The organism is Streptomyces sp. NPDC052301 (genome assembly GCF_044593395.1).
In the GTDB taxonomy this organism is placed as follows: domain Bacteria; phylum Actinomycetota; class Actinomycetes; order Streptomycetales; family Streptomycetaceae; genus Streptomyces.
Window position 1 is genome coordinate 431699 of sequence record NZ_JBIUBE010000007.1, and the last position, 26765, is coordinate 458463.

Below are 26765 nucleotides of genomic sequence, written 5' to 3' on the forward strand. Positions count from 1 at the left end.
CCTCCCGCACTCGTGAGTCCCGAACGGCTCTCGAACATCAGTTCCCTACTTCCTCACCCACCATACCCCCATTCCCGAACATCTGTGCGACAGGCGCGGGGCCGCCTCCCACCTGCGCAAACACCGTGGAGCCCCGCCCCCGGACGCGCACGGGGCGGGGCTCCACGGAACGGGATCAGCCGATCTGCGTCCCGGTGGCCGTAAGCGCCGCGGTGACCGGCTGGAAGAAGGTCTCCCCGCCGGAGGTGCAGTCACCGCTGCCCCCGGAGGTCAGCCCGACGGCGTTGCCGCCCGAGAAGAGCGAGCCACCGCTGTCGCCGGGCTCGGCGCACACATCGGTCTGGATCAGCCCGCTGACCGTGCCCTCCTGGTAGTTCACGGTCGCGTTCAGACCGGTGACCGTCCCGTCGTGCACATGGGTCGTCGACCCGCTGCGCGTCACCTTCATCCCCACCGTCGCCTCGGCGGCACCGGTGATCTTCTGGGTGGAGCCGTTGTAGAGGTCGACCTCGCTCGGGTGGTCGACCTGGGAGGTGTACTTGACCAGACCGAAGTCGGTCCCCGGGAAGTGCGACTCCGCGTTCTGCCCGATCTGCTTGCCACTGGCGTCCGACCAGGTGGAGATCGACGCGGTGCAGTGCCCGGCGGTCAGGAAGTACGGCTGCCCGTCCTTGACGACGTTGAAGCCCAGCGAGCAGCGCCCACCGGAACCGCCGATCGCGTCACCGCCGGCGACGAAGGGCTTGAACTCCCCCTTCGAGCGCTGCAGTTCGGCTTTGCCGCCCAGCCCGTCGACCACCTTGCTCAGCTTGGTCCACCGCGCGCCGGACACCGTCCTGTCGGCGGTGACGACGACCTTGTCGCTGACCGGGTCGGTCGCCCAGGAGGTTCCCGGGATGCTCGCGTCCTTCTTCAGCAGGGTCCGGGCGCCGTCGAGTTCGGCGAGCGAGTTGGCGACGACTCTGGCCTTCGCCCCGGCCGCCTCGACCGTGTGCGCCGCGCTCCGGTCGAGCACGTTGACGACGAGGCTCTTCGCCTGGGCGTCGTAGTAGCTGCCGGCCGCGTCGGAGCCGAGGTCCTTCAGCAGCGTCGAGGCGAGGTTTCCGGCCGCGGGGGCGGACAGGACCCGCAACTGCGGGCCGGACGTCGCGGGCTCGCTGGCGTTCGCATTCTGCAAGGTGACTCCCGCTGCGGCCAGCGCGGCGATTCCCGCGCCCGCCACGGCGACCCGCCGCCGGGATATCCGTCGGTGCTTCAACTCACGTCCTCCTGTGGGGGGACGGCCGGTCAGGCTGTGGGGGCCTGACGGGCCGGAAGGCTGGTTGACGGGCGCCTACTCTTCCGAACGGCACAGGGAGCACACAAGGTTGACTTCAGGACGCGCGCAGAGAGGGGGCGCGCACCCCCACCGGCTCGATCGGCCACGGGCCACACCGGGAAATTCGCACTGCAAACACTACGTGCAAGTAGCTTTCAGCAGAACGTGATGACAGTGCGTGGCTCGTTCTCGACGCTTCCCGGCAAGGAAGAGCCCCCGCACGCGAGTCGCGTACGGGGGCCCGGGCCGAACTGTCAGGGAAGCGTGACCCCGTAGTAGCTCAGCGCCTCGGTCACCGGCTGGAAGAAGGTCGTACCGCCGGAGGTGCAGTCACCGCTGCCGCCGGAGGTCAGGCCGTAGGCCACGGACCCGCCGTAGAGCGGACCGCCGCTGTCGCCGCCCTCTGCGCAGACCGTGGTCTGGATCAGACCGGACACGGTCTCACCACTGCTGTAGTGGACGGTGGCGTTCAGCGCGGTGACCCGCCCGCTGTGCGTACCGGTGGTCGAGCCGCGCCGGTACACGGTCGTGCCCACACTGGGCGTGGCCGCGCTGGAGATGGTCTGGCTGCCCACCGCGCTCGGGTGCGAGACCGAGGAGTTGGTGTACCGCACCAGCGCGAAGTCGTTGCCCGGGAAGCTGTAGCCCACGTTGGTGCCGAGCACCGTGCTGTGGCTGGAGTTGCTGTACCAGGTCGAGGCGACCTGGCCGCAGTGCCCGGCGGTGAGGAAGTAGTACGTGCTGCCGCTGTGCACGTTGAAGCCGAGCGAGCAGCGGTACTGCCCGCCGTAGATGGCGTCGCCGCCGCTGATGAGCTTGTTGAACGTGCCGGGGGTGTGCTTGATGGTGAGCGCGCCCGCGTCGGTTCCGGCCTGCCGCTTGATCTTGGCGATCTCGGCCTGGGACACCGTGCTGTCGACGGTGACGACGACGCGGTCGGTGCTGCTGTCCACCGCCCAGGCCGTGCCGGGTATGTCGGCCTTGCGGACGGAGTCGTTCACCTTGGTGAGCTGGGTGGCGCTGAACGTGTGGGCGTCGCTCGCGTGCGCCGTGGGGGCGGCGAACGCGGCAGCGGCGAGGAAGCCGGTGGCCACGGCGGTCAGTCGGGTCCGTCTCGCGGTGCCGCTGCGGGGAGTGGTGCGCTTGATCCTCACTTTTCGTTCCCTCCAAGGGAAGTCGGGGGCCCGCGTGGGGTCGGGGCCCGGTGAGGCGCAGCCAGGGGTGGGGCCGGATTCCGAACACACATGCCCCCTGGCAAGCGCTGGGGGGAGTATTCGGCCGAACGGCCGGTCGGCACAAGGGTGCCTTTCGGCCGTTGGACTTTAAACCACCTTTCCCCGGCGCACTCCTGACGTCAGTTCAGCGCACGCTCTCCCGCGTCGATCGCCACGTCCAGCCTGTTGCCGGGCGGCGGGAAGGGGCAGATGAAGTGGTCGGCGAAGGCGCACGGCGGGAGCTGGGCGCGGTTGAAGTCGACGGTGGTACGGCCCTCGGCGTCCGGTGCCTGCGGATGGAGGAAGCGGAACCGGAAGCTGGTGTCGCCGCTGGTGGCGTCGGCGAACACCGCCCACAGGGGCCCGTCGCCCTGCTGGGCGACCTGCAGCGTCCGTTCCTGGCCGGCCAGGGTGAAGGCGAGTTCACCGGCGAGGGCGAGCCCGCGTTCGCGGCCGTCCGCGTTGCCGACCCGCACGGTGCGCGTGGCGTCGTACGGCGTGAAGCGTCCGGGCATCGACCAGCGTGGGTCGTAGGGCGTGGCCTCGATGCCCCGGAAGGCGCGGCGGCCTTCGGACCCGGGATCGTAGACCCGCACCCCCCACACCCCCTCGCGGACCAGCACGACCAGCCGCTTCTCGCCGAGCGCGACGCGCGCTTCGGCCTCCGGGCCCTGGTCGGCGGCCAGGTGGATCTCACCGGTGAAGGGCCGGCCGTCCACGCTCAGGCCGTCGCTCCCACCGGCGCTGAGCACCACCCCCGCACCATCGGCCACCCAGTTCCCGGGAATGTCCGGAAGTCGCCCCTCCGGATCGTCCTCGACCCAGTGCGTGGCGGTCAGCGCGAGCGGGCCGTAGGGCGCCGAGACCGTCTCCACGCGCCTCTCGTGCCACTGCTTCCACGCATCGGATGCGTCCGTCGTCATGCCGTCGTTTCCTTTCATCCGTGGTCAGTCCTCCCCCGTCGGGTGAGAGAGCCCGAGGTGGGAGCGGAGCCCGCACTCGACGACACGGGCGAGGCGCTCGTATGCCGTCGTACGGTCATGACGTTCCCCCGGTCACGGCGTACCGGTCGGCGGGCGGGGCCAGGCCCAGGTGCTCGCGCAGGGTGCCGCCCGGGTAGAAGGTACGGAACAGGCCGCGGTGCTGGAGCAGCGCCACCGTGCCGTTCACCAGCCGTTCCAGGTCGCGGCGCGGTGCGACGGGGACGAAGTGGAATCCGTCGGTCACCCCGTCGGCGTGCCAGGCTCCGACCAGCTCGGCCAGGCCGACCGGCCCACCCCGGTACAGCGGGCCCCGCGCGGTCGAGCGCGGCCCTCCTCCTCCGAGCCCCGGCTCGGCCGCGTACTCCCCGTCGCCGAGGTCCACCAGCAGGCTCACCAGGACCCGCAGGGTCTCCGGGTTCCGCCCGGACTCGGCCGCCCGGGCGCGCAGTTCGCCGCGTGCGGCGGCGGCCTGCGCCGGGGTCGTGGCGTGGACCAGGGCCACGTCCGCGTACCGTGCGGCGACCTCACGGGCCGGTCCCCCGGTGGCGTCGACCACGCGGACGGGGTGCCCCTGCGGCGGCCGGGGGGCGGTCGAGGGGCCCCGGACCGAGAAGCCGGTGCCGGTGAAGTCGACGCGGTGCAGCCGGCCCCGGTCGAGGCAACGGCCGGTCGCCGCGGACCGGATCTCGGCGCCGTCCTCCCAGCTGTCCCACAGCTTCCCGGCCGCCTCGGCGACTTCGCCCGCCTGCTGCCACAGCGCGTCGGCGGGTACCGGGGAACGGTGCCCGGACAGCCGCCCCTCCCTCTCGGCGGACACGTCGATCCGCCACCCGGCCCGGCCCTGGCTCACCCGGTCCAGGGTCGCCACGGCGGCCTGTACGCGGAAGGGCTCGGTGTGGGTCGTGGTGACCGTCGGGACCAGCCCGATCCGTCGGGTGGCGGGCGCCACCCGGGACAGCACGGCGAGCGCGTCGGGCCCCGGCCGGGCGGACGAGTCGTCCAGCGTCACGAAGTCCAGCCCGCCCCGCTCGGCGAGCCGGGCCAGTTCGACATGGCCCCCGGCATCGAGGCACCCCGGCAGATCGACGGCCCCGGCGAGATGCAACAACCGCCCCCTCACCTCACCACCCCCCTGACGTACGCCCCGCTCCCGTGCGCCCCCACTCACAGCACCTTCGCCAGAAACGCCCGCGTCCGCTCCTCGCGCGGAGCGCCCAGCACCTCGTCCGGCGGCCCCTGCTCGACGATCCTGCCGTCGGCCATGAACACCACCGTGTCGGCGACCTCGCGGGCGAACGCGATCTCGTGCGTGACGACGATCATGGTCGTGCCCCGGCCGGCCAGGTCCCGGACGACATCGAGCACTTCACCGACCAGCTCGGGATCCAGGGCCGAGGTCGGCTCGTCGAACAGCAGCAGCTTCGGCTCCAGGGCCAGGGCCCGCGCGATGGCCACCCGCTGCTGCTGCCCGCCGGACAGCTGCCGTGGATAGGCGCCGGCCCTGTCCCCGAGGCCCACCCGCTCCAGCAGCCGGCGCGCGCTCTCCACCGCCGCCTTCCGGGGCCGTCTCAGCGCGGACACCGGTGCCTCGATCACGTTCTCCAGGACGGTGAGGTGCGGGAAGAGGTTGAAGTTCTGGAAGACGAACCCGATCCGGGTGCGCTGCCGGAGCACCTCGCGCTCGGGCAGCTCGTACAGCTTGTCCCCGGCGCGCCGGTATCCCACCAGGGAGCCGTCGACGCTGATCCAGCCCCGGTCCACCTTCTCCAGGTGGTTGATGGTGCGCAGCAGCGTGGACTTGCCGGAGCCGGAGGGGCCGAGCACGACGGTGACCTCGCCGGCCCGGACCTGGAGGTCGATGCCCTTGAGGACGTCGAGCGAACCGAAGCTCTTGTGCACCGACCTGATGTCGACCATGACGCTCATCGCGTGAGTTCCTTTACAAGTGAGAGCACTGACCGGGCGGTCGCGTCGTTCTGCCGGAAGGCGGGGCCGCCGGTATGCGGCCGGGTGAAGGCGCCGGGGGTACGGGCGTCGGTGTACGGGCCGAGCGCGAAGCGCCGGGGATGCGGGTGCCCGGCCCCGTCGAGGATCCGTCCGTCGGCGGGGTCGACCCGGAGCAGCCCCTCGGGGGTCTCGGCGGCGCCGTCGGCGCGCAGCTCGCGCAGCAGGCTGTCGCGGGTCCGCCCGAGGGTGGGCTCGGGCAGCCGGGCCTCGACCAGCGCCCGGGCGTCGACGCAGAAGCCCGGCACGGTGGGGCTGGTCGCCCGGAACACCCCGTCCTCGGCGGTGACGGCCATGTCGGCCCCGACGAACCGGAGCAGGCCCGCCCGGGACAGCGCGAGCATCTGCCGCAGCCGGGGTCCCGGCGGCCCGGACGCCAGACAGCTGAAGAATCCGTGCCACCAGGGGCCGAGGCCGCCGAGCCGCACGAGCTGCCCGTAGACGGAGAGCAGCCCCAGGAAGACCCCCAGGTCCGGGCTGAAGGAAGGATCGTGCCGACGTCCCAGGTCCGCCTCGATGTACCCGCGCAGCCCTTCCTGGAAGTCGTCGTGGGAGGCGTACCGCATCCCGGCGAGCGGATGGTCGAGCGCGGCGAGGTCGAGGCGGTCGGCCGGGTCGGGCACGGCGGCGGCGACGAGGGCCTGGGTCTCGGCGGGATCGCTCGCGGCGGCGTACTTCTCCTCGAAGTCGGCCCAGGCCATGGCTGTCCGCCCGGGATGCGCGGTGAACAGCCGGTGGTAGTGGGCGAAGCCCAGCTCCTTCGCCACCAGGGGCCACACATCGCGCCGGAAGTCGTGCCCGCCCGGTCTTGCCAGCAGGGCCTCGACCTCGGCGGGGCCGAAGAAGCGGGGCAGCGGGGGCCGGTCGCCGGTCCAGTCGTAGCCGATCTTCGAGTGGTACGGCACCCCGCGCCGCGAGCCGACGTACAGCACCGGCTCCCGCCCCGAGGGAAGGTAGGTGTCACCGTCGTACCGCCCGCCCCGGCCCTCGGTGAGCAGCACCATCAGGTCGACGAAGGCCAGCCCGAAGCCGCGGACGAGGACGGGTTCGCCGGGTCGCAGCGCGGACAGGTCGCTGTCGGCGGTGAAGTCCGGCGGCAGGTGGATCAGGCCGTGCTCGCGGGCGTACGTCGTCAACTCGGTCTGCCCTGCGTCGGGTTCGGCGTCCAGGTGGCCGAGGGCGAGGATCACCAGGTCGGCGAGGAGGGGGCGCGCACGGCCCTCCAGCCACACCCGCTGGCGGCCCTCGCGCGGGCCGCTGATCCGCAGGGCGCGCCGGGGGTGGTGGTGGACGGTGACGTCGGGGGGCAGGCCGGCGACCGCGCGCTCGTAGAACCACCGCAGGTACCGGCCCTGCAGCTGCCGGCCGGCGAAGGTACGGCCGTCCACGGCGGCCCACTCGTGCAGGGTGGGGCCCTCGCGCACCGGGCCGTCCATCCGCACCGTGTCGTCGGTGAACATGGTGACGTCCTCGGCGTGCGAGTTCATCCACAGCAGCGGTGACTGCTCCTGGCGCCAGATGCGGCCGCCGCCCGGCGGATGCGGGTCGACCAGGTGGACGTCCAGGCCCCGACCGGCGTACAGCTCGGGCGCGTTGGCGGCGAGGCGTTCGAGGAGGCCGGCCCCCCGCGGACCGGCGCCCACGATCACCAGCTGCGGCCTCATCGGGCGTGCTCCGTGCCGCGCGCGTAGTGCTTCTCCAGGTAGTGCTGGCCGATGCCGAGGAGCGTGGTGACGACGGCGTACCAGAGGGTGGCGACCATCAGCAGCGGGATGACCTGGTAGGTGCGGTGGTAGATCAACTGGGCGGAGAACAGCAGGTCGCCGACGGCGATGACGCTGACGATCGAGGTGCCCTTGAGGGTGCCGATCAGCATGTTGCCGGCGGGCGGCACGATGGAGCGCATGGCCTGGGGCAGGACGATCCGCCGCCCGCGCCGCCACCGGCTCAGCCCGAGCGCCTGGGCGGCCTCGATCTGCCCGCGGTCGACGGAGAGGATGCCGCCCCGGACGACCTCGGCGGCGTACGCGGCCTCGTGCAGGGTCAGCCCGACGATCGCGACGGCGACCGGGCTGAGCAGGTTGACGGTCTTCACGCCGAGCACCTGCGGGTACAGCGCCCCGATGTTGAACCAGAGCAGCAGCTGCACCAGGATCGGGATCGACCGGAACAGCCACACGTAGCCCCGGCTGACGGCGCGCAGCACGGGGTTGGCGGACAGCCGGAACGCGGCGAGCAGGGTGCCGAGGGCGAAGCCGAGGACCATCACGACCGCGGTGAGCCAGAGCGTGAGCCACAGGCCGCGCAGGACGGAGTCCGAGGTGAACCAGTCGGCGACGACGTCCCACTGGAACGCCTTGTTGCGCAGGACGGAGTTGACGGCGGACCCGAGCAGGACGAGGACCACGACGGCGGCGGCCCACTGCCCGTACCGGCGCTGCGGCACGATCCGCGGGGCGTCCGCGGGCTCGGGTATCTCCGGTGCGGTGGGGACTTCGGCGAGGGTGTCGGATGACATGTGAAGGCTCCGTGACGCGAGTGACGTCAGAACACGGGTGGTGCCTTCACACGGAAGCGCGCCATGCGGCGCGGATACGGCCGAGCCCCTCAGCAGGGCCGTCCACCGAGAGTACGCGGGCGTTTCGGTTCGCTGTCAAGGCTGTCCGGACTGTGAGCCTTACGTCTCAAGCGAGTTGACGCGGAACCGGATGCCTGTTCCACTTGGCCCATGCATCCACAGCAGTGGCTGGTCACGCGCTCCCACATCGACTTCGGTCGCGTGTGGTCCTCTTCCTGTTGAGCTGACCCCCTGCATGCGCCTGCCCTCAGGGCGGGCGTACTCGCGCTCTCCCTCTCCTTTCACCGCCTTCACACACGCGCCCCTCCCCTCGCGCTCTGCACCTGTCTGCTCCCAGGAGATCGCCACCGATGCGCACGCGGCTTTTCATGCCTTTTATCGCCATTACGTCCGCCACTCTCCTCGTCACCGCCTGCGGCTCGGGCGGACCGGACGCGTCCGCGGAGGCGGCCGACTCCGGCCGGGTCCCCGCCACCGACGTCGTCTCCGCGGAGAAGAAGGACGCGGCAGCCGCGCGGCTGCTGCCCGCCGGCACCACGCGCCTCACCGTCGCGATCAGCGTCGGCGGCACCCCGCCCGGCACCACCTATCTGTCCGACGGCAAGACGCTCACCGGCCAGGACGTCGACTTCACCAAGGCGGTCGCCAAGGTCCTCGGGGTCAGACTGAAGGTGGAGCAGGCGAGCTTCGAGGCGATCCTGCCCGCGCTGGACAGTGGCAAGTACGACTTCGGCGCGAGCAACTTCGGTGTCACCGACGAGCGGCGCAGAACCATCGACTTCGTCACCTACGTCAACGACGGCCAGGGCTTCGTCACCCGCAAGGACAGCAAACTGTCCGAGGTCACCGATCTGAAGCAGTTGTGCGGCCTGAACGTCGCGACCGGCGCCGGCACGACCTTCGAGGCCACCCTGGAGGAGAACAAGCACCTGTGCGCCGACGCGGGCAAGAAGGCGTACCAGGTGCAGACGTACGCCGAGCCGAGCGCGATCTGGTCGTCGATCCAGCAGGGCCGCAGTGACGTGGTGATGTCCACGATCAACGGCCTGCGCTACGCCGTCGCCCACCAGTCGGGCCTGAGGTTCCTCAACGAGTACCACCGCCTGGACGTCGGCTTCGCCTTCAAGAAGGGCACGAAGCTGGCACCGGCCTTCCAGGCGGCGGTGAACCGGCTGATCGCCGACGGCACGTACGACAGGATCCTGAAGAAGTGGGGGACGACGGGCTCGGCGATCGAGACGTCACGGATCAGCCCGCCCGAGCCGAAGAACTGAGCGGCGCGGGCTGGAGAACCGAGCGGCGCGGTCACAGCCCGCAGTCGCAGCACGAGCAGCATTCACAGCACTCGCAGCACTCGCAGGCCTCGCAGCACGACCAGTCGCAGTTGCAGTCGCAGGTGCCGCAGCAGCCCTCGCGCTTCTTCCGCGACCAGGGGCCCTCGAACTCGTCGGCACAGCACACCTTGCAGGTGCAGCACAGGCCGAGGGCCGCCGCGCAACCGGCCCAGAAGCCCCGCTTGTCCGGGTGCGGCGGCCGGCCGTCGAAAGGGTTGCCGTACGAATGGCCGGGCACCTTCGGCGCCTGGTGACCCGGCGGCGGCCCGAAGGAGGCTTCCGGCTCGTGCCCGCACGACCGCGTGCCGAACGCGCGCTCCACCGAACGTCCCAGCTCGTGGACGAGGAGCAGGTGGGCCAGCCTTCCGTCGGCGAACTCGGCCTCCCGCAGGGCGAGGCGTATGCCGTGCAGGGCGTCGTCGGCGAGCCGGCGGGCCTCGACCCACGACGTCCCGGTGGCGGTCAGGGGGTTCCAGGCGCCCGAGAGGGCATCGGCCTCCTGGTCCTCGACGGCGTCCAGCAGGTGCGCGAGCCGGCCGAAGAGCCGGCCGGCCTCGCCCAGGGGCACGGCGTTGCCCGGCCGCCCGGACAGCACAGCGGTGTGGGCGAAGGCGGCGGCGGTCGCGGTCTCGGTCGGCTCGGTGACCGTCAGGACCGGGGTGCCGAACCCGGCGAGGGCCTCGATGCCGAGCTGCCGGTCGACGGCGTCGACGAGGACGCCGGTGTCGAAGCCGACCGCCGCCCCGCTGTGGGCCCCGGCCCGCCCCCAGCCCGCGGCGACCCGGCGCGCGGCGGCCGCGACGGGCCGGCGGGCCAGCAGTCCGTCCTGGTCGGCGACATGGTCACGCACCTTGGCCGAGGCGAGCACCAGCGAGACGGCGGCGGCGAGCCGAGCCCCCTCTCCCTGCGCGACGGGCGCCGTGCGCATCCCGCGCAGCGCGCACGGCCCGGCGGTGCGCCGCGATCCGGTCACCGGTCCGGACTGAGCCTCCGTCAGAACCGAGAGCAGCAGGCCGTCGTAGTTCGTCACGATCCGTGCGAACTGTCCGTGGTCACGGCGCAGCGCGAGACACATCCCGCACAAGTGCGCCATCCACTCGGTCTTGAGGCGCTCACCGAGCCGGTGGGAGCAGGGTCTGACTATTCCGAACATCGCAATCCCCCGTCATGCGTTCACCCGTACGCACCGCTCGTCACCCATCCGCCGTCGAACATCATATTTCACTCTCAGTCAGCAGCCGTATGGGACGCGCCCCTTGGGGCACAAGGACTCTCGACGGATCGGCTGTGCACCAGTACCGTCACAAACCCCCCGCGCGGCGTCTATCCACTTGGCGCACCGTCCGCATCATGGATGACCATAGGGATGCGGAAAGCAAGAAGAACCGCTGTGAGAGGAGGCGTCCATGGGATCGGTACGCAAGGCGAGTGCGTGGCTCGGCCTCGTCGACGACAACGATGACGAGCGCTACTACGACGACGACTACTCCGAGGGCACCGAGTCCGGGTCCGAGGGCGCCTGGGTGACCGACCCCCGGGTGAAGGTGGCCACGGACACGGCGGAGGAGAAGGGCCGCCGGATCGGCACGGTCACCCCGGACAGCTTCCGGGACGCCCGCGCCATCGGGGAGCTGTTCCGGGAGGGCGTCCCGGTCATCATGAACCTCACCAACATGGAGCCCGGTGACGCCAAGCGGGTCGTGGACTTCGCCGCGGGGCTCATCTTCGGTCTGCGCGGCTCCATCGACCGTGTCTCGAACCGGGTGTTCCTGCTGACCCCGGCCGACACGGAGATCATCAGCGGTGAGGCGTCCGCGCACCGCTCGGACGGCTTCTTCAACCAGAGCTGAGGCAGGGCCGCTCACCGGCCCTGCCTCCCCGGGTGCTCACCGGAAGGCGTCGAGCCCGGTGAGCGCCTTGCCCAGCACGAGCTGGTGCATCTCCACGGTGCCCTCGTAGGTGAGCACCGACTCCAGGTTCGTCGCGTGCCGCATCACGGGGTATTCCAGGGAGATCCCGTTGGCACCGAGGACGGTCCGTGCGGTGCGGCAGATCTCGATGGCCTCGCGGACGTTGTTGAGCTTGCCGAAGCTGACCTGCTCGGGGCGCAGGCGGCCGGCGTCCATCCGCCGCCCCAGGTGGTGGGCGAGCAGAATCCCCTTGTGCAGTTCGACCGCCATGTCGGCGAGCTTGGCCTGGGTGAGCTGGAAGCCGCCGATGGGCCGCCCGAACTGCTCGCGCGTCTTCGCGTACTCGACGGCCGCCTCGAAGCTGCTGCGCGCGGCACCCATCGCGCCCCAGACGATGCCGTAGCGGGCGTGCGAGAGACAGCTGAGCGGCCCGCGCAGCCCGGTGACCTCGGGCAGCACGGCGTCCGCGGGCAGGCGCACGTCGTCCAGGACGAGTTCGCTGGTCACCGAGGCGCGCAGGGACCACTTGTGCTTGATCTCGGGCGCCGAGAAGCCGGGGCTGTCGGCGGGGACCACGAACCCGCGGATGCCCTCCTCGGTCTGCGCCCAGACGACAGCCACCCCGGCGACCGAGCCGTTGGTGATCCACATCTTGCGGCCGTTGAGGACCCAGTCGTCGCCGTCGCGCTTGGCGTGGGTGCGCATGGAGGCGGGGTCGGAGCCGTGGTCGGGCTCGGTCAGCCCGAAGCAGCCGATCACCTCGCCGGCGGCCATGCGGGGCAGCCACTGCTGCTTCTGCTCCTCGCTGCCGAAGCGGTGGATCGCGTACATGGCGAGGGAGCCCTGCACGGAGACCAGGGAGCGGATGCCCGAGTCGGCCGCCTCCAGCTCCAGGCAGGCGAGGCCGTACTGCACCGCGGTCGCGCCCGCGCAGCCGTACCCGGTGAGCGACATGCCGAGGGCCCCGATGGAGCCGAGTTCACGCGCCAGCTCCCGGATGCCGGGCAGCTCGCCCTTCTCGTACCAGTCGGCCACGTACGGCAGCACCCGGTCGGCGGCCCAGCTGCGGACGGTGTCCCGGACGGCCAGGTCCTCCGGGTCCAGGAGGTCGTCGATCCCGAGCGGGTCGGCGGCGTCGAACGGGGGCAGCTTCGCGGACATGGAACATCCTCCGGGACACTCAGGCACGCACACTGAAAACTAGCAGCGCTAGTTACGATGGTGCAGCCGACGTTACGGTGCAGTGTCCCGCACGTCCAGAGCGGGGGTCAGGCGGACACCCTCGGCTTCTCGGCCTCCGCCTCCCGCGGCGCCGGCAGTTCCACCTCGGCGGTCTCCTCCCCGCACTGCATGGTCCGCGGCAGCCGCAGCGCCATCACCGCGCCCAGCAGCAACAGGCCCGCGCTCACCAGCAGCGTGATGTGCAGCCCGTGCACGAAGGAGTCCCGCGCGGCCCGGCGCAGGGCGTCCCCGGCGCTGCCGCCAAGCCGGCCGGCGATCTCATAGGCCTCGCCGAGCGAGTGCCCGGCCGCGTCCGACGCGCGCTCGGGCACACCGGGCACGGAGCGGAGCCCCGGCGTGTAGGCCGCGTTCATCACGCTGCCCAGCAGTGCGATACCGATCCCCGCGCCGAGCTGGTACGAGGTCTCGCCTATCGCCGCCGCGCCGCCGGCCTGGTCCGCCGGGGCCTCGCTGAGCATCGACTCGTAGGCGCCGAAGAGGGTCGTCTCCAGGCCGAAGCCCAGCAGCACGAACCCGGCGAGCAGCAGCGGCGCATCGTCGGTGCCGCCCATCGCGGTGAGCGTCACGACCGCGGCGGCGGTGAGGCAGAAGCCGAGGCTCACCATCCGGCGCGGCCCGAACCGGCGCAGCATGCGCGCGCCCGCGAGGCCCGCCGCCATCGCGGCAAGGGTCAGCGGCAGCAGCCTGAGGCCGGTCTGCAGCGGCGACAGGCCGAGCACCAGCTGGAGGTACTGCGCGGCGATCAGCTCCAGGCCGACCAGCGCGAGCATCGCCAGCACGATGCAGCCGACCGAGGTGCTGAACGCGGTCCGGCGGAACATCCGCAGCTCGACCAGCGGATGCAGGAGCCGCCGCTGGCGTCGCACGAAGAAGTAGAGGAGGGCCGCACCGGCCAGCAGCGGCAGCACGGTCAACGGGCTCGCCGGGGCCTCCCCGCCGCCCAGCCGCTTCACGCCGAGGACGATCCCGAAGAGACCGGCCGCCGCCATGAGCGCACCGGTCACGTCCCACGGGCCGTCGCGTTCGCCCCGCGACTCGGGCAGCAGGATCCGGCCCACGGGCAGGCTGACCAGCATCAGCGGGATGTTGACGAGGAAGACCGCGCCCCACCAGAAGTGCTCGAGGAGGAAGCCACCGAGCAGCGGACCGACGGCCGCGCCGACGGCGGCGACCGCGCTCCAGATGCCGATGGCGAGCGCGCGCTCGCGCCGGTCGGGGAAGACCTGGCGCAGGATCGACAGGGTCGCGGGCATGATCATGGCACCGCCGACGCCGAGCAGGGCACGCGCCATGATCAGCATCTCGGCGGTCTGCGCGAAGGCGGCCACCGCGGAGGCGACGCCGAACAGGCCGTATCCGAGCAGCAGGACGCGTCTGCGGCCGACCCGGTCGCCGAGGGTGCCGAAGAGGATCAGCAGCGAGGCGCAGACCAGCGGGTAGACGTCGACGATCCAGAGCAGCTGTACGGCGCCGGGCCTGAGGTCCTCGGTGACGGCGGGAACCGCCACGTGCAGCACGGTCGCGTCGAGGGCGACGAGCAGCAGACTGACGCAGAGGACGACGAGGACGACCCAGCGGTTGGCACTCACCCCGGCCGCCCGACGGCGCGGCCGTACGGCAGCCGTGGTCGTCCCGGACATGTACGTACCTCCCAGATGATCCCTCGCGTGCGGCGGACCGACGGGGTGGGGACGCCCTGTCGTACGGCCGGAGAGGAGCGGTGTCTCCGGCCAGCGCAACGCACGCGGGTGACTCGTCAGCGTACGCGAGTTCACCCCACGGTCACGTGGCGGACCTCTCACACGCGGGACGGAACCCGTGTGGCGTACACCACGTCGCCCCCTCTTGACCACAACCCGACGACTCGTCCGGTTCCCGACCCGGTCGATAATCGAGCCCGTGACCGATCTTGAAACGCGCGTGGTCCCACCCCACGCCCCCCTTCTGCGCCGGGCGGCCCCGGCCCTCCTGGGCTACGCCGCCGTGCGCGCCCTGGGGCTGGTCGCGCTGGCGGTGTGGAGCGCCGCGCGCGGCAAGAGCGCGCACACCCTGCTGACCGCCCGCTGGGACTCGCTCTGGTACACCCGGGTCGCCGAGCTGGGCTACGGCTACGAGGTGCGGCTGCCGAACGGCGACGTCCACTCCAATCTCGCGTTCTTCCCGCTGCTGCCGTGGCTGGAGCGGCTGCTGCACGCGGTCACCCCGCTGTCGTACGCGGACGCCGGCCTGGTGGTGAGCCTGCTCGCCTCGCTCGCCGCGGCCTGCGGGATCTTCGCCGTGGCGGAGCGCGTCTACGGGGCGCGGGTGGGTATCTGCGCGGTGCTGCTGTGGGCGGTGCTGCCGGTCGGGATCGTGCAGTCGATGGCGTACAGCGAGTCGCTGTTCACGGCACTGGCGGCCTGGTCGCTGTACGCGGTGCTCGCCGGGCGGTGGGTGAGTGCCGGTGCGCTGGCCGCCCTCGCGGGACTGACCCGGCCGGTGGGAGCGGCGGTGGTCGCCGCGGTGTGGACGGCGGGCGTGGTCTCGTTCGTGCGGGAGCGAAGCGCGGCGCGCGCCCAAGGCGCGCACGAGGAGGGGCACGCCCCCGTCTGGCGCCGTGCTCTCGGCATGCTGCTCGCCCCGCTGGGTGCCGCCGCCTATGTTCTCTGGGTCGGTCACCGCACCGGCAAGGGTCCGCTCGGATACCTGGACGTCCAGGCCGGATGGCGTAATGGCTTCGACGGCGGGTATGCCTTTGCCCGCTTCGTGGCCGCCAAGTTCACGTCAATTCCGTCGGCTCTCGCGGGCGTCGGCCTGATCACCGGGGTCGCGCTGCTGATCTGGCTGTACGTCATCTGCGTGCGGCAGCGCCAGCCCGTCGCCCTGCTGGTGTACACGGGTGTCGTGCTCGCGCTGGCGCTGTGCGCGTCGAGCTACTTCGGGTCCAAGCCCCGGCTGCTGATGCCGGCCTTCCCGGTCCTGCTGCCGCTCGCGCGCGCCCTCGCCCGTCCGCGCACGTCCCGATCGGTGCTGGTCACGGCCGCGTTGGCGGTCGTCTCGGCGGTCTACGGGGCGTTCTGGCTGAACGGCTCCGGCCCACCTTGATCGACTTCTGCGGCGGTGACGCTCCGGAGAATTCCGCCCCAGGACCGGGTTAACGCATTCATAAGCGCCATATAAACAACGCCCGGCATGATCAAAGGAATTGACGGGGCCGAGGGCACAGCATTGTGGAATCCACGGAATTCGAGCTGCCCTTGAGAGGTTTCCCACATCACATCGTCATCACAAAGCCGCTGTTTCGACCGGGAACACAGCTCACTCGCTGTAACGTCGATTGGGTGCGTACCGAACGAAACGTCACCCGGCGTCTGGACCGGGTGTTCGCCAGACTGGACCGTGAGCCGGAACGACCGGCCCACATCGATGTGCCGAGGATGAGCCGGCACCGGGTCGTCCTGTTCACCGCGACCCTGGCTTTCTACCTCGCGATCGTGTGGGCCGTCGTGATCAGCTCATGGCTGGTCCGGCTCGACTGGCAGGTCATGTTCTTCCGGCCGTACCAGCAGTGGCCGCAGATCCACGCCTTCCTCGACTACTACGTGGTCCTCGGCCAGCGCGGCCCCACCGCCGTGATGGTGGCGGCCTGGCTGGGCTGGCGCTCCTGGCGGCAGCACACCCTCCGACCGCTGCTCACCCTGGCCACCTCGCTGCTGCTGCTGAACATCACGGTCGGCGCCGCCAAGCTCGGCATGGGGCGGCTCGGTCCGCACTACGCGACCGTGATCGGCTCGAACGAGATGGGCCTGGGCGGCGATATATTTCCCAGCGGCCACACCGCCAACGCGGTGGTGACCTGGGGCATCCTGGCGTATCTGGCCTCCACCCCGAGAGCGCGCCGCTGGCTTTCGGCGCTGTCCGCGATCACGTCCCTGGGCGTCGGTCTCACCACCGTCTACCTCGGTACGCACTGGCTGAGCGACGTGTTGCTGGGCTGGGCCGCGGGCCTGCTGATCCTGCTCGCCCTGCCCTGGTTCGAGCCGCTGATCGCCAAGGCGGAGGCGGGACTCTTCGACCTGCGCGACCGCTGGCGCGCCCGCCGTGGTCGGCCGGTCCCCGAGCCCGTCGTCCCGGTCGCCCCGGTGGTCCTGCTCAAGCCGTTCGGTTCCCCGGCCGAGGAACCGGCCGCGGCGCGCGAGCCGGTCGCCTCGACGCGGGCGTCGCGGGGCCCGATCCATCTGGCACCCGGACCGCACACGGCCCGTTCCGAACGCAGCCCGGTCACCCCGGTGGGCAGCCGCCGCCCGCCGCACGCCGACCGGCTCCCGCGCGGTACGTCCCAGCCGGCCCGCCCCCTGACAGGCGGCTGACGGCAGGGAGGGCAGCGGGGCCCCGGTACGCACACCACCCCCGCACCACGGCGAAGGCCCTGTCTCCCCCTCGGGGGAGACAGGGCCTTCGCCGTACCCGTGCAGGAACGACGAGCTGTTCAGCCCTTCCAGGCGCGGGCCACCCGGCCGTCCCGCACCTCGAAGTTCAGCCGGCCCGTGCGGTACTCCATGGTGATGATCGCGCCCGGCGGCAGCGACCGTACCGTCGGCCACCCCCGCTGCCGAGCGAGCCGCTCGGCGTCGGCGGCGTCGAGACCGACGTAACCGTCCGGACTGTCCTGGGGCTCCGCTGACGGAGTGGGAATCGGTGCCATGCGGCCCACGCTAGGCCGCATCGGGGGCCGACGGAAGCCGGAACCTGCCGGACCACGGTAAGAGCCGTATCCGAGTCCGGTCACACTTCCGTCACAGGTTCCCGGCCCCTCGATTCGGTCGCCGTGACATCCACCGGGGCCCGGCGGGCGTCACACGTACGGGGGTTCCCGTACGGCTTACCGGGGTAATCGAACGAAATTCACGCGTGCCGACGGGCCGCTTGCAATTACCCGACGGAAAGCGCCGGAAGAGGCGTCGAGGCGGGGTTCGGCGCGTGATTCCCCGCGCAATGCGGTGGCACGTCGCGGCAGCTGACGCCGCATAGGAATTTCACGGCTCGAGCACACAACCGCCGTATGCCTCCTGCCGCTGCGTACCGGACGGCGGACAGCCGCCGTCCCGGGCGGGACGGCGGCTGTCCGGGGCAGAGGTGACCGGCGGTCAGAGCGTCAGGCGCTGGCCGGGCACGATCAGGTTCGGGTCGCCGCCGATGACCGCCTTGTTGGCGGCGTAGAGGCGCTGCCAGGTGGTCCCGTGCCGGGCGGCGACGAGGCTCAGGGTGTCGCCCTCGCGGACGGTGTAGTCGCCGCGGGCGGAGCTGCGGCCGGTGTGCGCCGCGGAGCGTTCCGGCGCCTTCGCCGGGGCGGACTTCGTCGTCGCGCTGCCCTTGTCCGTGGTCGCACGAGAGGAGCCGGTGGAACCGGTGTTCCCGGTGGAAGCGGCCGCCGGGGCGGCGCCGGAGGCTCCGGCGCGGGCCGAGCAGACCGGCCAGGCGCCCCAGCCCTGGGCGCTCTGGACCTTGGTGGCGACGGCGATCTGGGCGCTCCTGGAGGCCTGGTCGGCGGTCGGGGCGTAGGCGGAGCCGCCGTACGCGCGCCAGGTGCCGGCGGAGAACTGGAGCCCGCCGTAGTAGCCGTTGCCGGTGTTGATGTGCCAGTTGCCGCCGCTCTCGCACTGGGCGATGCGGTCCCACACTCCGTTGTCCGCCGCGGCGGCGTTGCCGGTGGCGGCCAGCAGTCCCAGCGGGGCCAGCAGGGCGGCTCCGGCGAGAGCGGCCGTCGTACGGCCCTTGCGGGCGCTGTCGGGACGGGTGGCGTTGCGGGTGGTATCGGCACACTCGGACATGTAATTCCCTCTCCACGTACCCGGGCTCCCCCGGACGGGACACGTCTCCCCACGCAGGACCGTGGTTCGTCGCGCCCGCCCCGTCCGCCGCCGCCGGCACCGTGTTCGTGCTCTGTTCGGTGCCGGCCGGCGGACGTACCCGAGCGGTGCTCGCTGCACACGGCGGAGGACTGTAGGAAGGTCGAGCGCCCGGAATCAACCAACTGCCCGTCGTCCGAGGCCAGTTGGGCGTTACCGTGGGTATCGGCGATTTTCGGTCACACACTTTATGCGCCGATATACCGATTTCTCGACCATACGCCGAAGCGATCTGTGACCCACCTCACCCCCGCAAGTTCCTTGACCTGACGCCGAGTTGACCGGGAGTGGTCAATTCCGCACCGATGGTGACCAGATGCGGTGGTTGGTTCGAACCGGTCCCTCTCGGGGCGTGACTCCCACCACAGGACGCCCGTTGTCTTCTTCATGAGCCCGGAACCCCCGGGGCTCAGCGACCGGGAGCCACCCGGCCGACCCAGCACCGCATCCCGAGGGAGCCACCCGTGCCGCGCATGCTCGACGTCAGCGACGCCGTACGCGCCGAGATCGGCGACGAAGAAGCCGACCGGCTGCTCGCCGGAGAGAACGCCCTGGGCAGTTACGACTGCACGTCCTGTCGCACCCCGGGCGACTCCGAGCAGGAGCGCACCAGCACCGTTCTGTTCGTCGGCGACGAGACCGCCGTCCTCGCCTTCGCCCACGCCAGCTGCCTGCCCTCGCAGGTCGTCCAGGTGACCGAGGAGCAGCTCCAGGGCGCCGTCCGCTCCATCGGCGGCACCGGCGGTGACATGGCCGCCGCCGGGCAGCCCCAGCAGACGGTGCCCGAGCAGGCGGTGCTCGGTGTGACCAGCGGACTCGTCCTGATCGAGGGCGAGTTGCACCCCGCGCTCGTCGTCGAGCCGACCTCGCCGGTCGTCCGCCCGGGCAGTCTGGGGACCGGCGACGACTTCCTGCCGCTGCTCATCGAGCAGGGCTTCATGCCGGTGATCGAGCTGGCGTCCGTCCCTCCGGTGCTGCACGGCTGGTCGGTGCTGCTCGCCGTCGGTCAGCTGCACGCCGTGCTCCAGCCGTCCGCGGGCGGACAGCCGGTCGCCTGGTGGCAGGCGCACCAGCCGCTGCAGGTGACGGACAGCTGGCGGGCCGCGGCGAACAAGCACCAGCAGGTGCTGATGTTCGCGGCGCCGGTGGGGTCCATCGGCCGGCAGCCTCGGGAGGACCTGCTCCGGGACGCGCTGGACAAGGCTGCGGCGAACGGGAAGCTGGTGGCGGCGGCGCTGCCTCTCGCCGGTACGTGAGCGTCGCCCGCCCGCGCCCCTGACGCGGCGACCGCATCTCTTTGAGGTTCCGGTCGTTTGGACATACGTGCACGCATACGACACTCCTCCTCGCCGGTCCTCCTTCGCCTCCGTTCCGTCCGCGCGGACGGCGCACGACGGCGTCGGCGGACCATCGGCCACGCCGATCTACGACTCGCTCTACGCGGAGTGGGTCAAGGCCTTCCGCGCGCTGCCGGGCGACCGCAGCGGTGAGGAGGAGTTGCAGTTCAGCGCCTTCGGGAGCCACCCGGACGGCACGGGCACCTACGGAGGCCACCGCTCGGGCTCGTTCAGCAGCTCCTACAGCGCCTACAGCGCCGGGGCCTACAGCGCGCGCCAGCAGTCGCAGTGGCAGCGGGTCGGCATGCTCGGGCGGCACCACCAGGACACCGGGATGCACCCCGTCCTGGCGGCGCTGCCTCCGGGGCCGCGCCGGGGTGTGTGACGGACCGTGAAGGGCGGCCCCTGGTCCTCCAGGGGCCGCCCTTCACGTCGTGGTGGAGCCTTGCTTGTTCCCGGCCTGGTTCTTCCCGGCCTACTTCTTCTTCGCGCCGCGCTTCTCGCGCACCCGCACCGAGATGTGGATCGGGGTGCCCTCGAAGCCGAACTCCTCGCGCAGCCGCCGCTCGATGAAGCGCCGGTAGCCCGCCTCGATGAAGCCGGAGGCGAAGAGGACGAACCGCGGCGGCTTGGTGCCGGCCTGGGTGCCGAACAGGATGCGCGGCTGCTTGCCGCCCCGGACCGGGTGCGGGTGGGCCGAGACCAGCTCACCGAGGAAGGCGTTCAGCCGGCCGGTGGGCACGCGGGTCTCCCAGCCGGCGAGGGCGGTCTCGATCGCCGGAACCAGCTTCTCCATGTGGCGGCCGGTGCGCGCCGAGACGTTGACACGCGGGGCCCAGGCGACCTGGCCCAGCTCGGTCTCGATCTCCCGCTCCAGGTAGTAGCGGCGCTCCTCGTCGAGGGTGTCCCACTTGTTGTAGGCGACGACGATCGCGCGGCCCGCCTCGACGGCCATCGTGATGATCCGCTGGTCCTGCACGGAGATGTTCTCGGAGGCGTCGATCAGGATGACCGCGACCTCGGCCTTCTCCACGGCCGCCGCCGTGCGCAGGGAGGCGTAGTAGTCGGCGCCCTGCTGGAGGTGGACGCGCTTGCGGATGCCCGCCGTGTCGACGAACTTCCAGGTCACGCCGCCCAGTTCGATCAGCTCGTCGACGGGGTCGCGGGTGGTGCCCGCCAGCTCGTTGACGACGACGCGCTCCTCGCCGGCCACCTTGTTCAGCAGCGAGGACTTGCCGACGTTCGGGCGGCCGATGAGCGCGATACGGCGGGGGCCGCCGACGGCGGTGCCGAAGGACTGCTCGGGCGCCTCGGGGAGCGCCTCCAGGACCGCGTCCAGCATGTCGCCGGTGCCCCGGCCGTGCAGCGCGGAGACCGGGTGGGGCTCGCCGAGGCCCAGGTTCCACAGGTAGGCCGCGTCGGCCTCGCCGCTCGGGCCGTCGACCTTGTTGGCGCACAGCACGACCGGCTTGCCCGCCTTGCGCAGCAGCCGGACGACCGCCTCGTCGGTGTCGGTCGCGCCGACCTTGGCGTCCACGACGAAGACGACCGCGTCGGCCGCCTCGATCGCGTACTCGGCCTGGGCCGCCACGGAGGCGTCGATACCGAGGACGTCCTGCTCCCAGCCGCCGGTGTCGACGACCTTGAAGCGGCGGCCGGCCCACTCGGCCTCGTACGTGACGCGGTCGCGGGTGACGCCGGGCTTGTCCTCGACGACCGCCTCGCGGCGGCCGATGATCCGGTTGACGAGCGTCGACTTGCCGACATTCGGCCGGCCGACGACAGCGAGGACCGGCAGCGGCCCGTGTCCGGCCGCCTCGATGGCGCCCTCGACGTCCTCGAGGTCGAAGCCCTCTTCCGCCGCGAGCTCCATGAACTCCGCGTACTCGGCGTCGCCGAGAGCCCCGTGGTCGTACTCGTGCTCAGCCGAGTCGCCGGGCTGGTTCTGGTCGTTCATGAAGTCCGTACCTCGTCGTTCATTCGTGGTGATCGGTGGAGCGGCCCGTAAGGGGCTGATCCACTACTCAAGTGTCGCTTGGTGCCCGGTCAGGCGCCTGGCGTTTTCCAGGTGGCGGGTGAGCTGCTTCTGGATGCGCTCGGTCGCCTCGTCCAGCGCCTTGCGCGTGCGCCGCCCGCTGCCGTCGCCCGCGTCGAACGGGTCGCCGAAGACGACGTCGACCCGGGAGCGCAGCGGAGGCAGCCCCTTTATCAACCGCCCGCCCTTGTCGGAGCTTCCCAGGACCGCGATGGGCACGATCGGCGCCCCGCTGCGGACCGCGAAGTAGGCGAGCCCGGCGCGCAGCGAGGCGAAGTCGCCCTCGCCCCGGGTGCCCTCCGGGAAGATGCCCAGCACTCCGCCGCTCTCCAGCACGCCGAGCGCCCGGGTGATGGCGGTGCGGTCGGCGGAGGAGCGGTCCACCTTCAGCTGGCCGATGCCGGTCAGGAAGGGGTCCAGGGGGCCGACGAAGGCCTCCTTCTTGATCAGGAAGTGCGTCGGCCGAGGCGCCACGCCCATGACCATCGGGCCGTCGATGTTGTGGGAGTGGTTGACGGCGAAGATCACCGGGCCGGTGGCCGGCACCTTCCAGGCACCGAGCACGCGCGGCTTCCACAGCCCGTACATCAGACCGACGCCGATGCGCCGCCCGACCTCGGCGCCCCGCTCCGACGGAACCGGCGGCTGGGTCACCGGCCGGCCCGCTTCTCCTCGACCAGGGTGACGACGCACTCGATGACCTGGGCGAGGGTGAGCTCGGTGGTGTCCACCTCGACCGCGTCGCCTGCCTTGGCGAGCGGGGAGGTCTTGCGGCTGGAGTCGGCCGCGTCCCGCTTGATCAGGGCCTCGCGGGTGGCGTGCACGTCGGCGCCCTTCAGCTCGCCGCTGCGGCGGGCCGCACGGGCCTCCGGGGAGGCGGTGAGGAAGATCTTCAGGTCGGCGTCGGGCAGGACGGTCGTACCGATGTCCCGGCCCTCCACCACGATGCCCTGCTCGGCGCCGGCGGCCAGGGAGCGCTGCAGCTCGGTGATCCGGATGCGCACCTCGGGCACCGCGCTGACCGCGCTGACCTTGGAGGTGACCTCCTGGGTGCGGATCGGACCGGCCACGTCCACGCCGTCGACCGTGATGGTCGGCTTGTCCGGGTCGGTGCCGGAGACGATCTCCGGCTTGCCGGCGACGGCCGCGATCGCGGTCGGGTCCTCCAGGTCGATGCCGTTGCTCACCATCCACCAGGTGATCGCCCGGTACTGGGCGCCGGTGTCCAGGTAGCTCAGGCCGAGCTTCGCGGCCACGGCCTTGGACGTGCTCGACTTGCCAGTGCCGGAGGGGCCGTCGATCGCGACGATCACGGGCTTGGCGGTCGGGGCGGCGCCGTTTTCCACGGAGGGACACCTTCCTGGTGCGGTGCGGGCGGGGTGCGGGGAGCGAGAGCGCCCTGCACAAGGTTACCGGGCGCGCGTCACTCGTCCGGACGCACACAGGGGCCCGGCGCCCGGACCCTACTGTCGCAGCGCCCATCCTCGCTCGCGCAGCGCCTCCTTCAGGACGGCCGCCGCCTGGGGCTCGACGGAGAGCTGGACCAGACCGGCCTGCCGGCCCGTGGCGTGCTCGATGCGTACGTCCTCGATGTTGACCCCGGCCCGTCCCGCGTCCGCGAAGATGCGGGCCAGCTGGCCGGGCTGGTCGTCGATGAGCACGACGACGGTCTCGTACAGGCGCGGGGCGCTGCCGTGCTTGCCGGGTACCCGCACCTGGCCCGCGTTGCCGCGGCGCAGCACGTCCTCGATGCCGATGGTGCCCTCGCGCCGCTTGTCGTCGTCGGAGGACTGCAGGGCGCGCAGGGCCCGCACGGTCTCGTCGAGGTCGGCGGAGACGTCCGCGAGCAGGTCGGCGACCGGGCCGGGGTTGGCCGACAGGATGTCGATCCACATCCCGGGGTCGGAGGCGGCGATCCGGGTCACGTCCCGGATGCCCTGCCCGCACAGCCGTACGGCAGCCTCCTCGGCGTGCTCCAGGCGCGCGGCGACCATGCTGGACACCAGGTGCGGCATGTGGGAGACCAGGGCCACGGCGCGGTCGTGCGCGTCGGCGTCCATGACCACCGGTACGGCCCTGCAGTGCGAGACCAGCTCCAGGGCCAGGTTCAGCACCTCGGTGTCGGTGTCCCGGGTCGGGGTGAGCACCCAGGGGCGGCCCTCGAAGAGGTCGGCGGTCGCGGCCAGCGGGCCGGACTTCTCCCGGCCCGACATGGGGTGGGTGCCGATGTAGGCGGACAGGTCGAGGCCGAGCGCCTCCAGCTCGCGGCGCGGGCCGCCCTTGACGCTGGCCACGTCCACGTAGCCGCGGGCCACTCCCCGGCGCATGGCGTCGGCGAGGACACCGGCCACGTGCGCGGGCGGGGCGGCGACGAGCGCCAGGTCGACGGGGCCCTCGGGGGCCTGGTCGGTGCCGGCGCCGAGCGCGGCGGCCGTGCGGGCCTGCTCGGGGTCGTGGTCGGTCAGGTGGACGGCGACGCCGCGCTGGACGAGCGCCAGGGCGGCGGAGGTGCCGATGAGGCCGGTGCCGATGACGAGTGCGGTTCTCACTGGGCGATGTCCTTGCGCAGGGCGGCGGCGGCACCGAGGTAGACATGGGCGATGTCGGCGCGGGGCCGGTCCGACTCGATGTGCGCGAGGATCCGGACGACCCGGGGCATGGCGCCCTCGATGTCGAGTTCCTGGGCGCAGATCAGGGGGACGTCGACGATGCCGAGCTTGCGGGCGGCGGCGGCCGGGAAGTCGCTGTGCAGGTCGGGGGTGGCCGTGAACCAGATGCTGATCAGGTCGTCGGGGGTCAGCCCGTTCCGCTCCAGGACGGCGGTGAGCAGCGCCCCGACCTGCTCGTCCATGTGACCGGCCTCGTCCCGCTCGAGTTGGACGGCCCCCCGGACCGCTCGTACCGCCACGGCGCTGCTCCTCGCTGACATGCGTGTGTGTTGCTGGTCCGTCCAGCGTAGTCAGCGCGCCCGGGCCGGGCGTGCGCCGCCCGATCACTGAGACGATGCGAATCACCCGTTGATCACGTTTTTCAACACCTATGGGAGTGGTGGCATGTCCAAGAGCGCGAGGCGGCGCACGGTGCTGGTGACAGGAGCGGTGGCGCTGACCGTCCCCGTGGTGGGCTGCGGCGGCAAGACACAGAGCAAGCCCGGTAGCCGGACCCAGAGCCAGACCGCAGGCGGAGGCGAGCTGGCCCGGACCAGTGACATCCCGGAGGGCGGCGGTGAGATCTTCAAGAAGCAGAAGGTCGTCGTCACCCAGCCGCAGAAGGGCGACTTCAAGGCCTTCTCGGCGATCTGCACGCACGAGGGCTGCACACTGGCCAAGGTCGCGGACGGCACGATCGACTGCCCGTGTCACGGCAGCAGATTCCACATCGCCGACGGCACGGTGGCCCGCGGCCCCGCCACCAGGCCGCTCCCCAAGAAGTCGATCAAGGTGGAGGGAAATTCGATCCACCTCACGTGAGGGGCCCGCGTACCCTCCCGGCATGCTGCCCGAGCACGCCGAGGACCTCGTACGCGACCACACCGTCTACGCCTGTGTCATGGGCTCCCGGGCGTTCGGCCTCGCGACGGGGGCGAGCGACACCGACCGGCGGGGCGTGTTCCTCGCCCCCACCGCCCTGTTCTGGCGGTTCCAGAAGCCGCCGACCCATGTGGAGGGACCCGGCGAGGAGCAGTTCTCGTGGGAGCTGGAGCGGTTCTGCGAGCTGGCGCTGCGGGGCAACCCGAACATCCTGGAGTGCCTGCACTCGCCGCTGGTCGAGCGCGTGGACGACACCGGCCGGGAGCTGCTGTCGCTGCGCGGCGCCTTCCTCTCCCGCCAGGTCTACGGCTCCTTCAGCCGCTACGCCCTCGGCCAGCGCCGCAAGCTGGACGCCGACGTCCGTACGACGGGCGCCCCACGCTGGAAGCACGCCATGCATCTGCTGCGCCTGCTGATCAGCGCCCGGGACCTGCTGCGCACCGGTGAGCTGCGGATCGAGGTCGGCGAGGAGCGGGCGGCCCTGCTGGCGGTGAAGCGGGGCGAGGTCCCCTGGGCGGAGGTCGAGGCACGGATGGTCCGGCTGGCGGCGCAGGCGGAGGAGGCCCTGCACCGCACCCCGCTGCCGCCGGAGCCGGACCACGCGCGCGTGGCCGACTTCCTGTTCCGGGTGCGCCGGGCGTCAGCCCTTCAGCCGGACCCGTACCACGAAGTCGTGCAGGGCGTCGTACGCGGTGGGCGCGTCGGGCAGGGATGAGGCGGCCTGCGCCTCGTCGAGCACCGCGTGCAGCCGCTCCACGTCGGCCTCCACGCGCGCGTGCTCGACATCGGCCGTGCCGTGCTCCCGTTTCCCCTTCGCGGCTATCAGCTCGGGCAGGTAGCCGGGGGCGTCCAGCTGCTCCAGCAGCGTCGGCAGATGGGCCTGGACCTCGCCGCTGCGCATGAGGTGGATACCGGTGAGCAGCACCCGGAACGTGTAGAGCAGCGGTTTGAGTTCGCCGGTCTTCTCGAACAGTCGCCACTGGGTCACCGCGAAGCCGCGGTAGTGGTGGGCGTGGTGGCTGGTGAGGACGCCGGGGGCCAGTGCGGCCAGTTCCCGGTGTGTCTCGCCGGTGTGCACGACCAGGGGCGAGAGCAGCTGCTCCAGCACATAGCCGTTGCGGCGGAGCATCAGCCGTACGAACTTGCGCAGGTCGTGGGTGACGAGGTCCAGCTCTACGCCGTAGCGCACCCAGGCGCGGGAGCGGGTCTCGTCCGGCTCGCGCAGCCCGACGAGGTCGGACGCGGGGAGCAGATGGACGCCCCGCAGGTCCACGTCCGAGTCCTGCGAGGGGAAGCCGTACAGGTGGGCTCCGGAGACGGTCGCGAACAGCAGCGGGTCGGGCTGTTCCGCGACCACGGGCCCCAGGTCGATGTCGAGGTCGTCGATCATGG

Annotated in this window: 26 protein-coding genes; 8 read left to right on the forward strand and 18 right to left on the reverse strand. The window is 71.7% G+C overall.

Annotated features, from left to right (window positions below; translation table 11 throughout):
* Nucleotides 1-175: 175 nt before the first annotated feature.
* From ACIHEJ_RS22515 to ACIHEJ_RS22545, 7 genes are all read right to left on the reverse strand, one after another.
* Nucleotides 176-1258 (reverse strand): S1 family peptidase, encoded by a 1083-nt coding sequence (locus ACIHEJ_RS22515; protein WP_400138251.1) that lies wholly within the window; start codon nt 1256-1258, stop codon nt 176-178.
* A 314-nt stretch (nt 1259-1572) separates the two neighbouring features.
* Nucleotides 1573-2472: a S1 family peptidase gene (locus tag ACIHEJ_RS22520; RefSeq protein WP_400138252.1), complete on the reverse strand. Its 900-nt coding sequence runs from the start codon at nt 2470-2472 to the stop codon at nt 1573-1575.
* Between the two features lie 200 nt (nt 2473-2672).
* Nucleotides 2673-3455, reverse strand: coding sequence for a DUF1684 domain-containing protein (locus ACIHEJ_RS22525; protein WP_400138253.1), 783 nt, complete (start codon nt 3453-3455; stop codon nt 2673-2675).
* A 115-nt stretch (nt 3456-3570) separates the two neighbouring features.
* Nucleotides 3571-4623, reverse strand: coding sequence for an LLM class flavin-dependent oxidoreductase (locus ACIHEJ_RS22530; protein ID WP_400138254.1), 1053 nt, complete (start codon nt 4621-4623; stop codon nt 3571-3573).
* 56 nt (nt 4624-4679) lie between these two features.
* A complete protein-coding gene (locus ACIHEJ_RS22535) occupies nt 4680-5441 on the reverse strand; it encodes an amino acid ABC transporter ATP-binding protein (RefSeq protein ID WP_400138255.1) in 762 nt (253 codons plus the stop codon).
* Nucleotides 5438-7183, reverse strand: coding sequence for an FAD/NAD(P)-binding protein (locus tag ACIHEJ_RS22540; RefSeq protein WP_400138256.1), 1746 nt, complete (start codon nt 7181-7183; stop codon nt 5438-5440). Before ACIHEJ_RS22540 ends, ACIHEJ_RS22535 begins: the two co-directional genes overlap by 4 nt.
* Nucleotides 7180-8037 carry an amino acid ABC transporter permease gene (locus tag ACIHEJ_RS22545; RefSeq protein WP_400138257.1) on the reverse strand — a complete coding sequence of 286 codons (858 nt, stop codon included), beginning with the start codon at nt 8035-8037 and terminating at the stop codon, nt 7180-7182. The genes ACIHEJ_RS22540 and ACIHEJ_RS22545 overlap by 4 nt, the downstream gene beginning before the upstream one ends.
* Nucleotides 8038-8447: 410 nt before the next feature.
* On the opposite strand from ACIHEJ_RS22545, the gene ACIHEJ_RS22550 reads away from it, so the two are divergent.
* Complete coding sequence (locus tag ACIHEJ_RS22550) at nt 8448-9371, forward strand: ABC transporter substrate-binding protein (RefSeq protein WP_400138258.1); 924 nt, start codon at nt 8448-8450, stop codon at nt 9369-9371.
* 31 nt (nt 9372-9402) lie between these two features.
* Here the strand turns inward: ACIHEJ_RS22550 and ACIHEJ_RS22555 are convergent, their stop codons facing one another.
* Nucleotides 9403-10584: a DUF5685 family protein gene (locus ACIHEJ_RS22555; RefSeq protein WP_400138259.1), complete on the reverse strand. Its 1182-nt coding sequence runs from the start codon at nt 10582-10584 to the stop codon at nt 9403-9405.
* 253 nt (nt 10585-10837) lie between these two features.
* Here ACIHEJ_RS22555 and ACIHEJ_RS22560 point away from each other — a divergent pair, with 253 nt between their 5' ends.
* Nucleotides 10838-11281: a cell division protein SepF gene (locus ACIHEJ_RS22560; protein WP_400138260.1), complete on the forward strand. Its 444-nt coding sequence runs from the start codon at nt 10838-10840 to the stop codon at nt 11279-11281.
* A 36-nt stretch (nt 11282-11317) separates the two neighbouring features.
* Here the strand turns inward: ACIHEJ_RS22560 and ACIHEJ_RS22565 are convergent, their stop codons facing one another.
* Together ACIHEJ_RS22565 and ACIHEJ_RS22570 are read right to left on the reverse strand one after the other, a co-directional pair.
* Entirely contained in the window at nt 11318-12502 is a 1185-nt protein-coding gene (locus tag ACIHEJ_RS22565; protein WP_400138261.1) for an acyl-CoA dehydrogenase family protein, read from the reverse strand.
* A gap of 107 nt (nt 12503-12609) precedes the next feature.
* Nucleotides 12610-14223: an MFS transporter gene (locus ACIHEJ_RS22570; RefSeq protein WP_400138262.1), complete on the reverse strand. Its 1614-nt coding sequence runs from the start codon at nt 14221-14223 to the stop codon at nt 12610-12612.
* A gap of 259 nt (nt 14224-14482) precedes the next feature.
* On the opposite strand from ACIHEJ_RS22570, the gene ACIHEJ_RS22575 reads away from it, so the two are divergent.
* Together ACIHEJ_RS22575 and ACIHEJ_RS22580 are read left to right on the forward strand one after the other, a co-directional pair.
* The gene (locus ACIHEJ_RS22575) at nt 14483-15667 is read left to right on the forward strand and encodes a glycosyltransferase family 39 protein (RefSeq protein WP_400138263.1); all 1185 of its coding nucleotides are present in this window, start codon (nt 14483-14485) and stop codon (nt 15665-15667) included.
* Between the two features lie 236 nt (nt 15668-15903).
* Nucleotides 15904-16932 carry a phosphatase PAP2 family protein gene (locus ACIHEJ_RS22580; protein WP_400138264.1) on the forward strand — a complete coding sequence of 343 codons (1029 nt, stop codon included), beginning with the start codon at nt 15904-15906 and terminating at the stop codon, nt 16930-16932.
* A gap of 119 nt (nt 16933-17051) precedes the next feature.
* On the opposite strand, the gene ACIHEJ_RS22585 is transcribed toward ACIHEJ_RS22580, so the two are convergent.
* Complete coding sequence (locus ACIHEJ_RS22585) at nt 17052-17267, reverse strand: I78 family peptidase inhibitor (RefSeq protein WP_400138265.1); 216 nt, start codon at nt 17265-17267, stop codon at nt 17052-17054.
* A 442-nt stretch (nt 17268-17709) separates the two neighbouring features.
* Nucleotides 17710-18393, reverse strand: a complete 684-nt coding sequence (locus ACIHEJ_RS22590; protein ID WP_400138266.1) for a transglycosylase family protein — start codon at nt 18391-18393, stop codon at nt 17710-17712.
* Nucleotides 18394-18935: 542 nt separating this feature from the next.
* Between ACIHEJ_RS22590 and ACIHEJ_RS22595 the strand changes: the two genes are divergently transcribed.
* Both ACIHEJ_RS22595 and ACIHEJ_RS22600 read left to right on the forward strand, forming a co-directional pair.
* Nucleotides 18936-19727, forward strand: a complete 792-nt coding sequence (locus ACIHEJ_RS22595; protein ID WP_400138267.1) for a hypothetical protein — start codon at nt 18936-18938, stop codon at nt 19725-19727.
* A 67-nt stretch (nt 19728-19794) separates the two neighbouring features.
* A complete protein-coding gene (locus ACIHEJ_RS22600; RefSeq protein WP_400138268.1) occupies nt 19795-20193 on the forward strand; it encodes a hypothetical protein in 399 nt (132 codons plus the stop codon).
* A 90-nt stretch (nt 20194-20283) separates the two neighbouring features.
* On the opposite strand, the gene der is transcribed toward ACIHEJ_RS22600, so the two are convergent.
* The 5 genes from der to aroH all read right to left on the reverse strand — a co-directional run bounded on the left by der (nt 20284) and on the right by aroH (nt 24751).
* Nucleotides 20284-21765, reverse strand: a complete 1482-nt coding sequence (gene der / locus ACIHEJ_RS22605) for a ribosome biogenesis GTPase Der (RefSeq protein ID WP_400138269.1) — start codon at nt 21763-21765, stop codon at nt 20284-20286.
* Between the two features lie 63 nt (nt 21766-21828).
* Nucleotides 21829-22497, reverse strand: a complete 669-nt coding sequence (locus ACIHEJ_RS22610; RefSeq protein WP_400138270.1) for a lysophospholipid acyltransferase family protein — start codon at nt 22495-22497, stop codon at nt 21829-21831.
* A complete protein-coding gene (cmk, locus tag ACIHEJ_RS22615) occupies nt 22494-23189 on the reverse strand; it encodes a (d)CMP kinase (RefSeq protein ID WP_400138271.1) in 696 nt (231 codons plus the stop codon). The genes ACIHEJ_RS22610 and cmk overlap by 4 nt, the downstream gene beginning before the upstream one ends.
* Nucleotides 23190-23306: 117 nt before the next feature.
* Nucleotides 23307-24392: a prephenate dehydrogenase gene (locus tag ACIHEJ_RS22620; RefSeq protein ID WP_400138272.1), complete on the reverse strand. Its 1086-nt coding sequence runs from the start codon at nt 24390-24392 to the stop codon at nt 23307-23309.
* A complete protein-coding gene (aroH, locus tag ACIHEJ_RS22625; RefSeq protein ID WP_400138273.1) occupies nt 24389-24751 on the reverse strand; it encodes a chorismate mutase in 363 nt (120 codons plus the stop codon). Before aroH ends, ACIHEJ_RS22620 begins: the two co-directional genes overlap by 4 nt.
* A 145-nt stretch (nt 24752-24896) precedes the next feature.
* Here aroH and ACIHEJ_RS22630 point away from each other — a divergent pair, with 145 nt between their 5' ends.
* Both ACIHEJ_RS22630 and ACIHEJ_RS22635 read left to right on the forward strand, forming a co-directional pair.
* Nucleotides 24897-25313 carry a Rieske (2Fe-2S) protein gene (locus tag ACIHEJ_RS22630; protein WP_400138274.1) on the forward strand — a complete coding sequence of 139 codons (417 nt, stop codon included), beginning with the start codon at nt 24897-24899 and terminating at the stop codon, nt 25311-25313.
* A gap of 22 nt (nt 25314-25335) precedes the next feature.
* Nucleotides 25336-26088, forward strand: a complete 753-nt coding sequence (locus tag ACIHEJ_RS22635; protein WP_400138275.1) for a DNA polymerase beta superfamily protein — start codon at nt 25336-25338, stop codon at nt 26086-26088.
* Here ACIHEJ_RS22635 and ACIHEJ_RS22640 read toward each other — a convergent pair.
* Nucleotides 26014-26763 (reverse strand): DNA polymerase beta superfamily protein, encoded by a 750-nt coding sequence (locus ACIHEJ_RS22640; protein ID WP_400138276.1) that lies wholly within the window; start codon nt 26761-26763, stop codon nt 26014-26016. The two genes, ACIHEJ_RS22635 and ACIHEJ_RS22640, sit on opposite strands and share 75 nt — an antisense overlap.
* Nucleotides 26764-26765 lie beyond the last annotated feature (2 nt).

Coding starts and splice junctions, on each gene's coding strand:
- ACIHEJ_RS22540 (WP_400138256.1), bottom strand. CDS start 7,183: ATGAGGCCGCAGCTGGTGATCGTGGGCGCCGGTCCGCGGGGGGCCGGC.
- ACIHEJ_RS22560 (WP_400138260.1), top strand. CDS start 10,838: ATGGGATCGGTACGCAAGGCGAGTGCGTGGCTCGGCCTCGTCGACGAC.
- ACIHEJ_RS22585 (WP_400138265.1), bottom strand. CDS start 17,267: ATGGCACCGATTCCCACTCCGTCAGCGGAGCCCCAGGACAGTCCGGAC.
- ACIHEJ_RS22570 (WP_400138262.1), bottom strand. CDS start 14,223: ATGTCCGGGACGACCACGGCTGCCGTACGGCCGCGCCGTCGGGCGGCC.
- ACIHEJ_RS22635 (WP_400138275.1), top strand. CDS start 25,336: ATGCTGCCCGAGCACGCCGAGGACCTCGTACGCGACCACACCGTCTAC.
- ACIHEJ_RS22640 (WP_400138276.1), bottom strand. CDS start 26,763: ATGATCGACGACCTCGACATCGACCTGGGGCCCGTGGTCGCGGAACAG.
- ACIHEJ_RS22525 (WP_400138253.1), bottom strand. CDS start 3,455: ATGACGACGGACGCATCCGATGCGTGGAAGCAGTGGCACGAGAGGCGC.
- ACIHEJ_RS22535 (WP_400138255.1), bottom strand. CDS start 5,441: ATGAGCGTCATGGTCGACATCAGGTCGGTGCACAAGAGCTTCGGTTCG.
- ACIHEJ_RS22630 (WP_400138274.1), top strand. CDS start 24,897: ATGTCCAAGAGCGCGAGGCGGCGCACGGTGCTGGTGACAGGAGCGGTG.
- der (WP_400138269.1), bottom strand. CDS start 21,765: ATGAACGACCAGAACCAGCCCGGCGACTCGGCTGAGCACGAGTACGAC.
- ACIHEJ_RS22545 (WP_400138257.1), bottom strand. CDS start 8,037: ATGTCATCCGACACCCTCGCCGAAGTCCCCACCGCACCGGAGATACCC.
- ACIHEJ_RS22565 (WP_400138261.1), bottom strand. CDS start 12,502: ATGTCCGCGAAGCTGCCCCCGTTCGACGCCGCCGACCCGCTCGGGATC.
- ACIHEJ_RS22555 (WP_400138259.1), bottom strand. CDS start 10,584: ATGTTCGGAATAGTCAGACCCTGCTCCCACCGGCTCGGTGAGCGCCTC.
- ACIHEJ_RS22550 (WP_400138258.1), top strand. CDS start 8,448: ATGCGCACGCGGCTTTTCATGCCTTTTATCGCCATTACGTCCGCCACT.
- ACIHEJ_RS22590 (WP_400138266.1), bottom strand. CDS start 18,393: ATGTCCGAGTGTGCCGATACCACCCGCAACGCCACCCGTCCCGACAGC.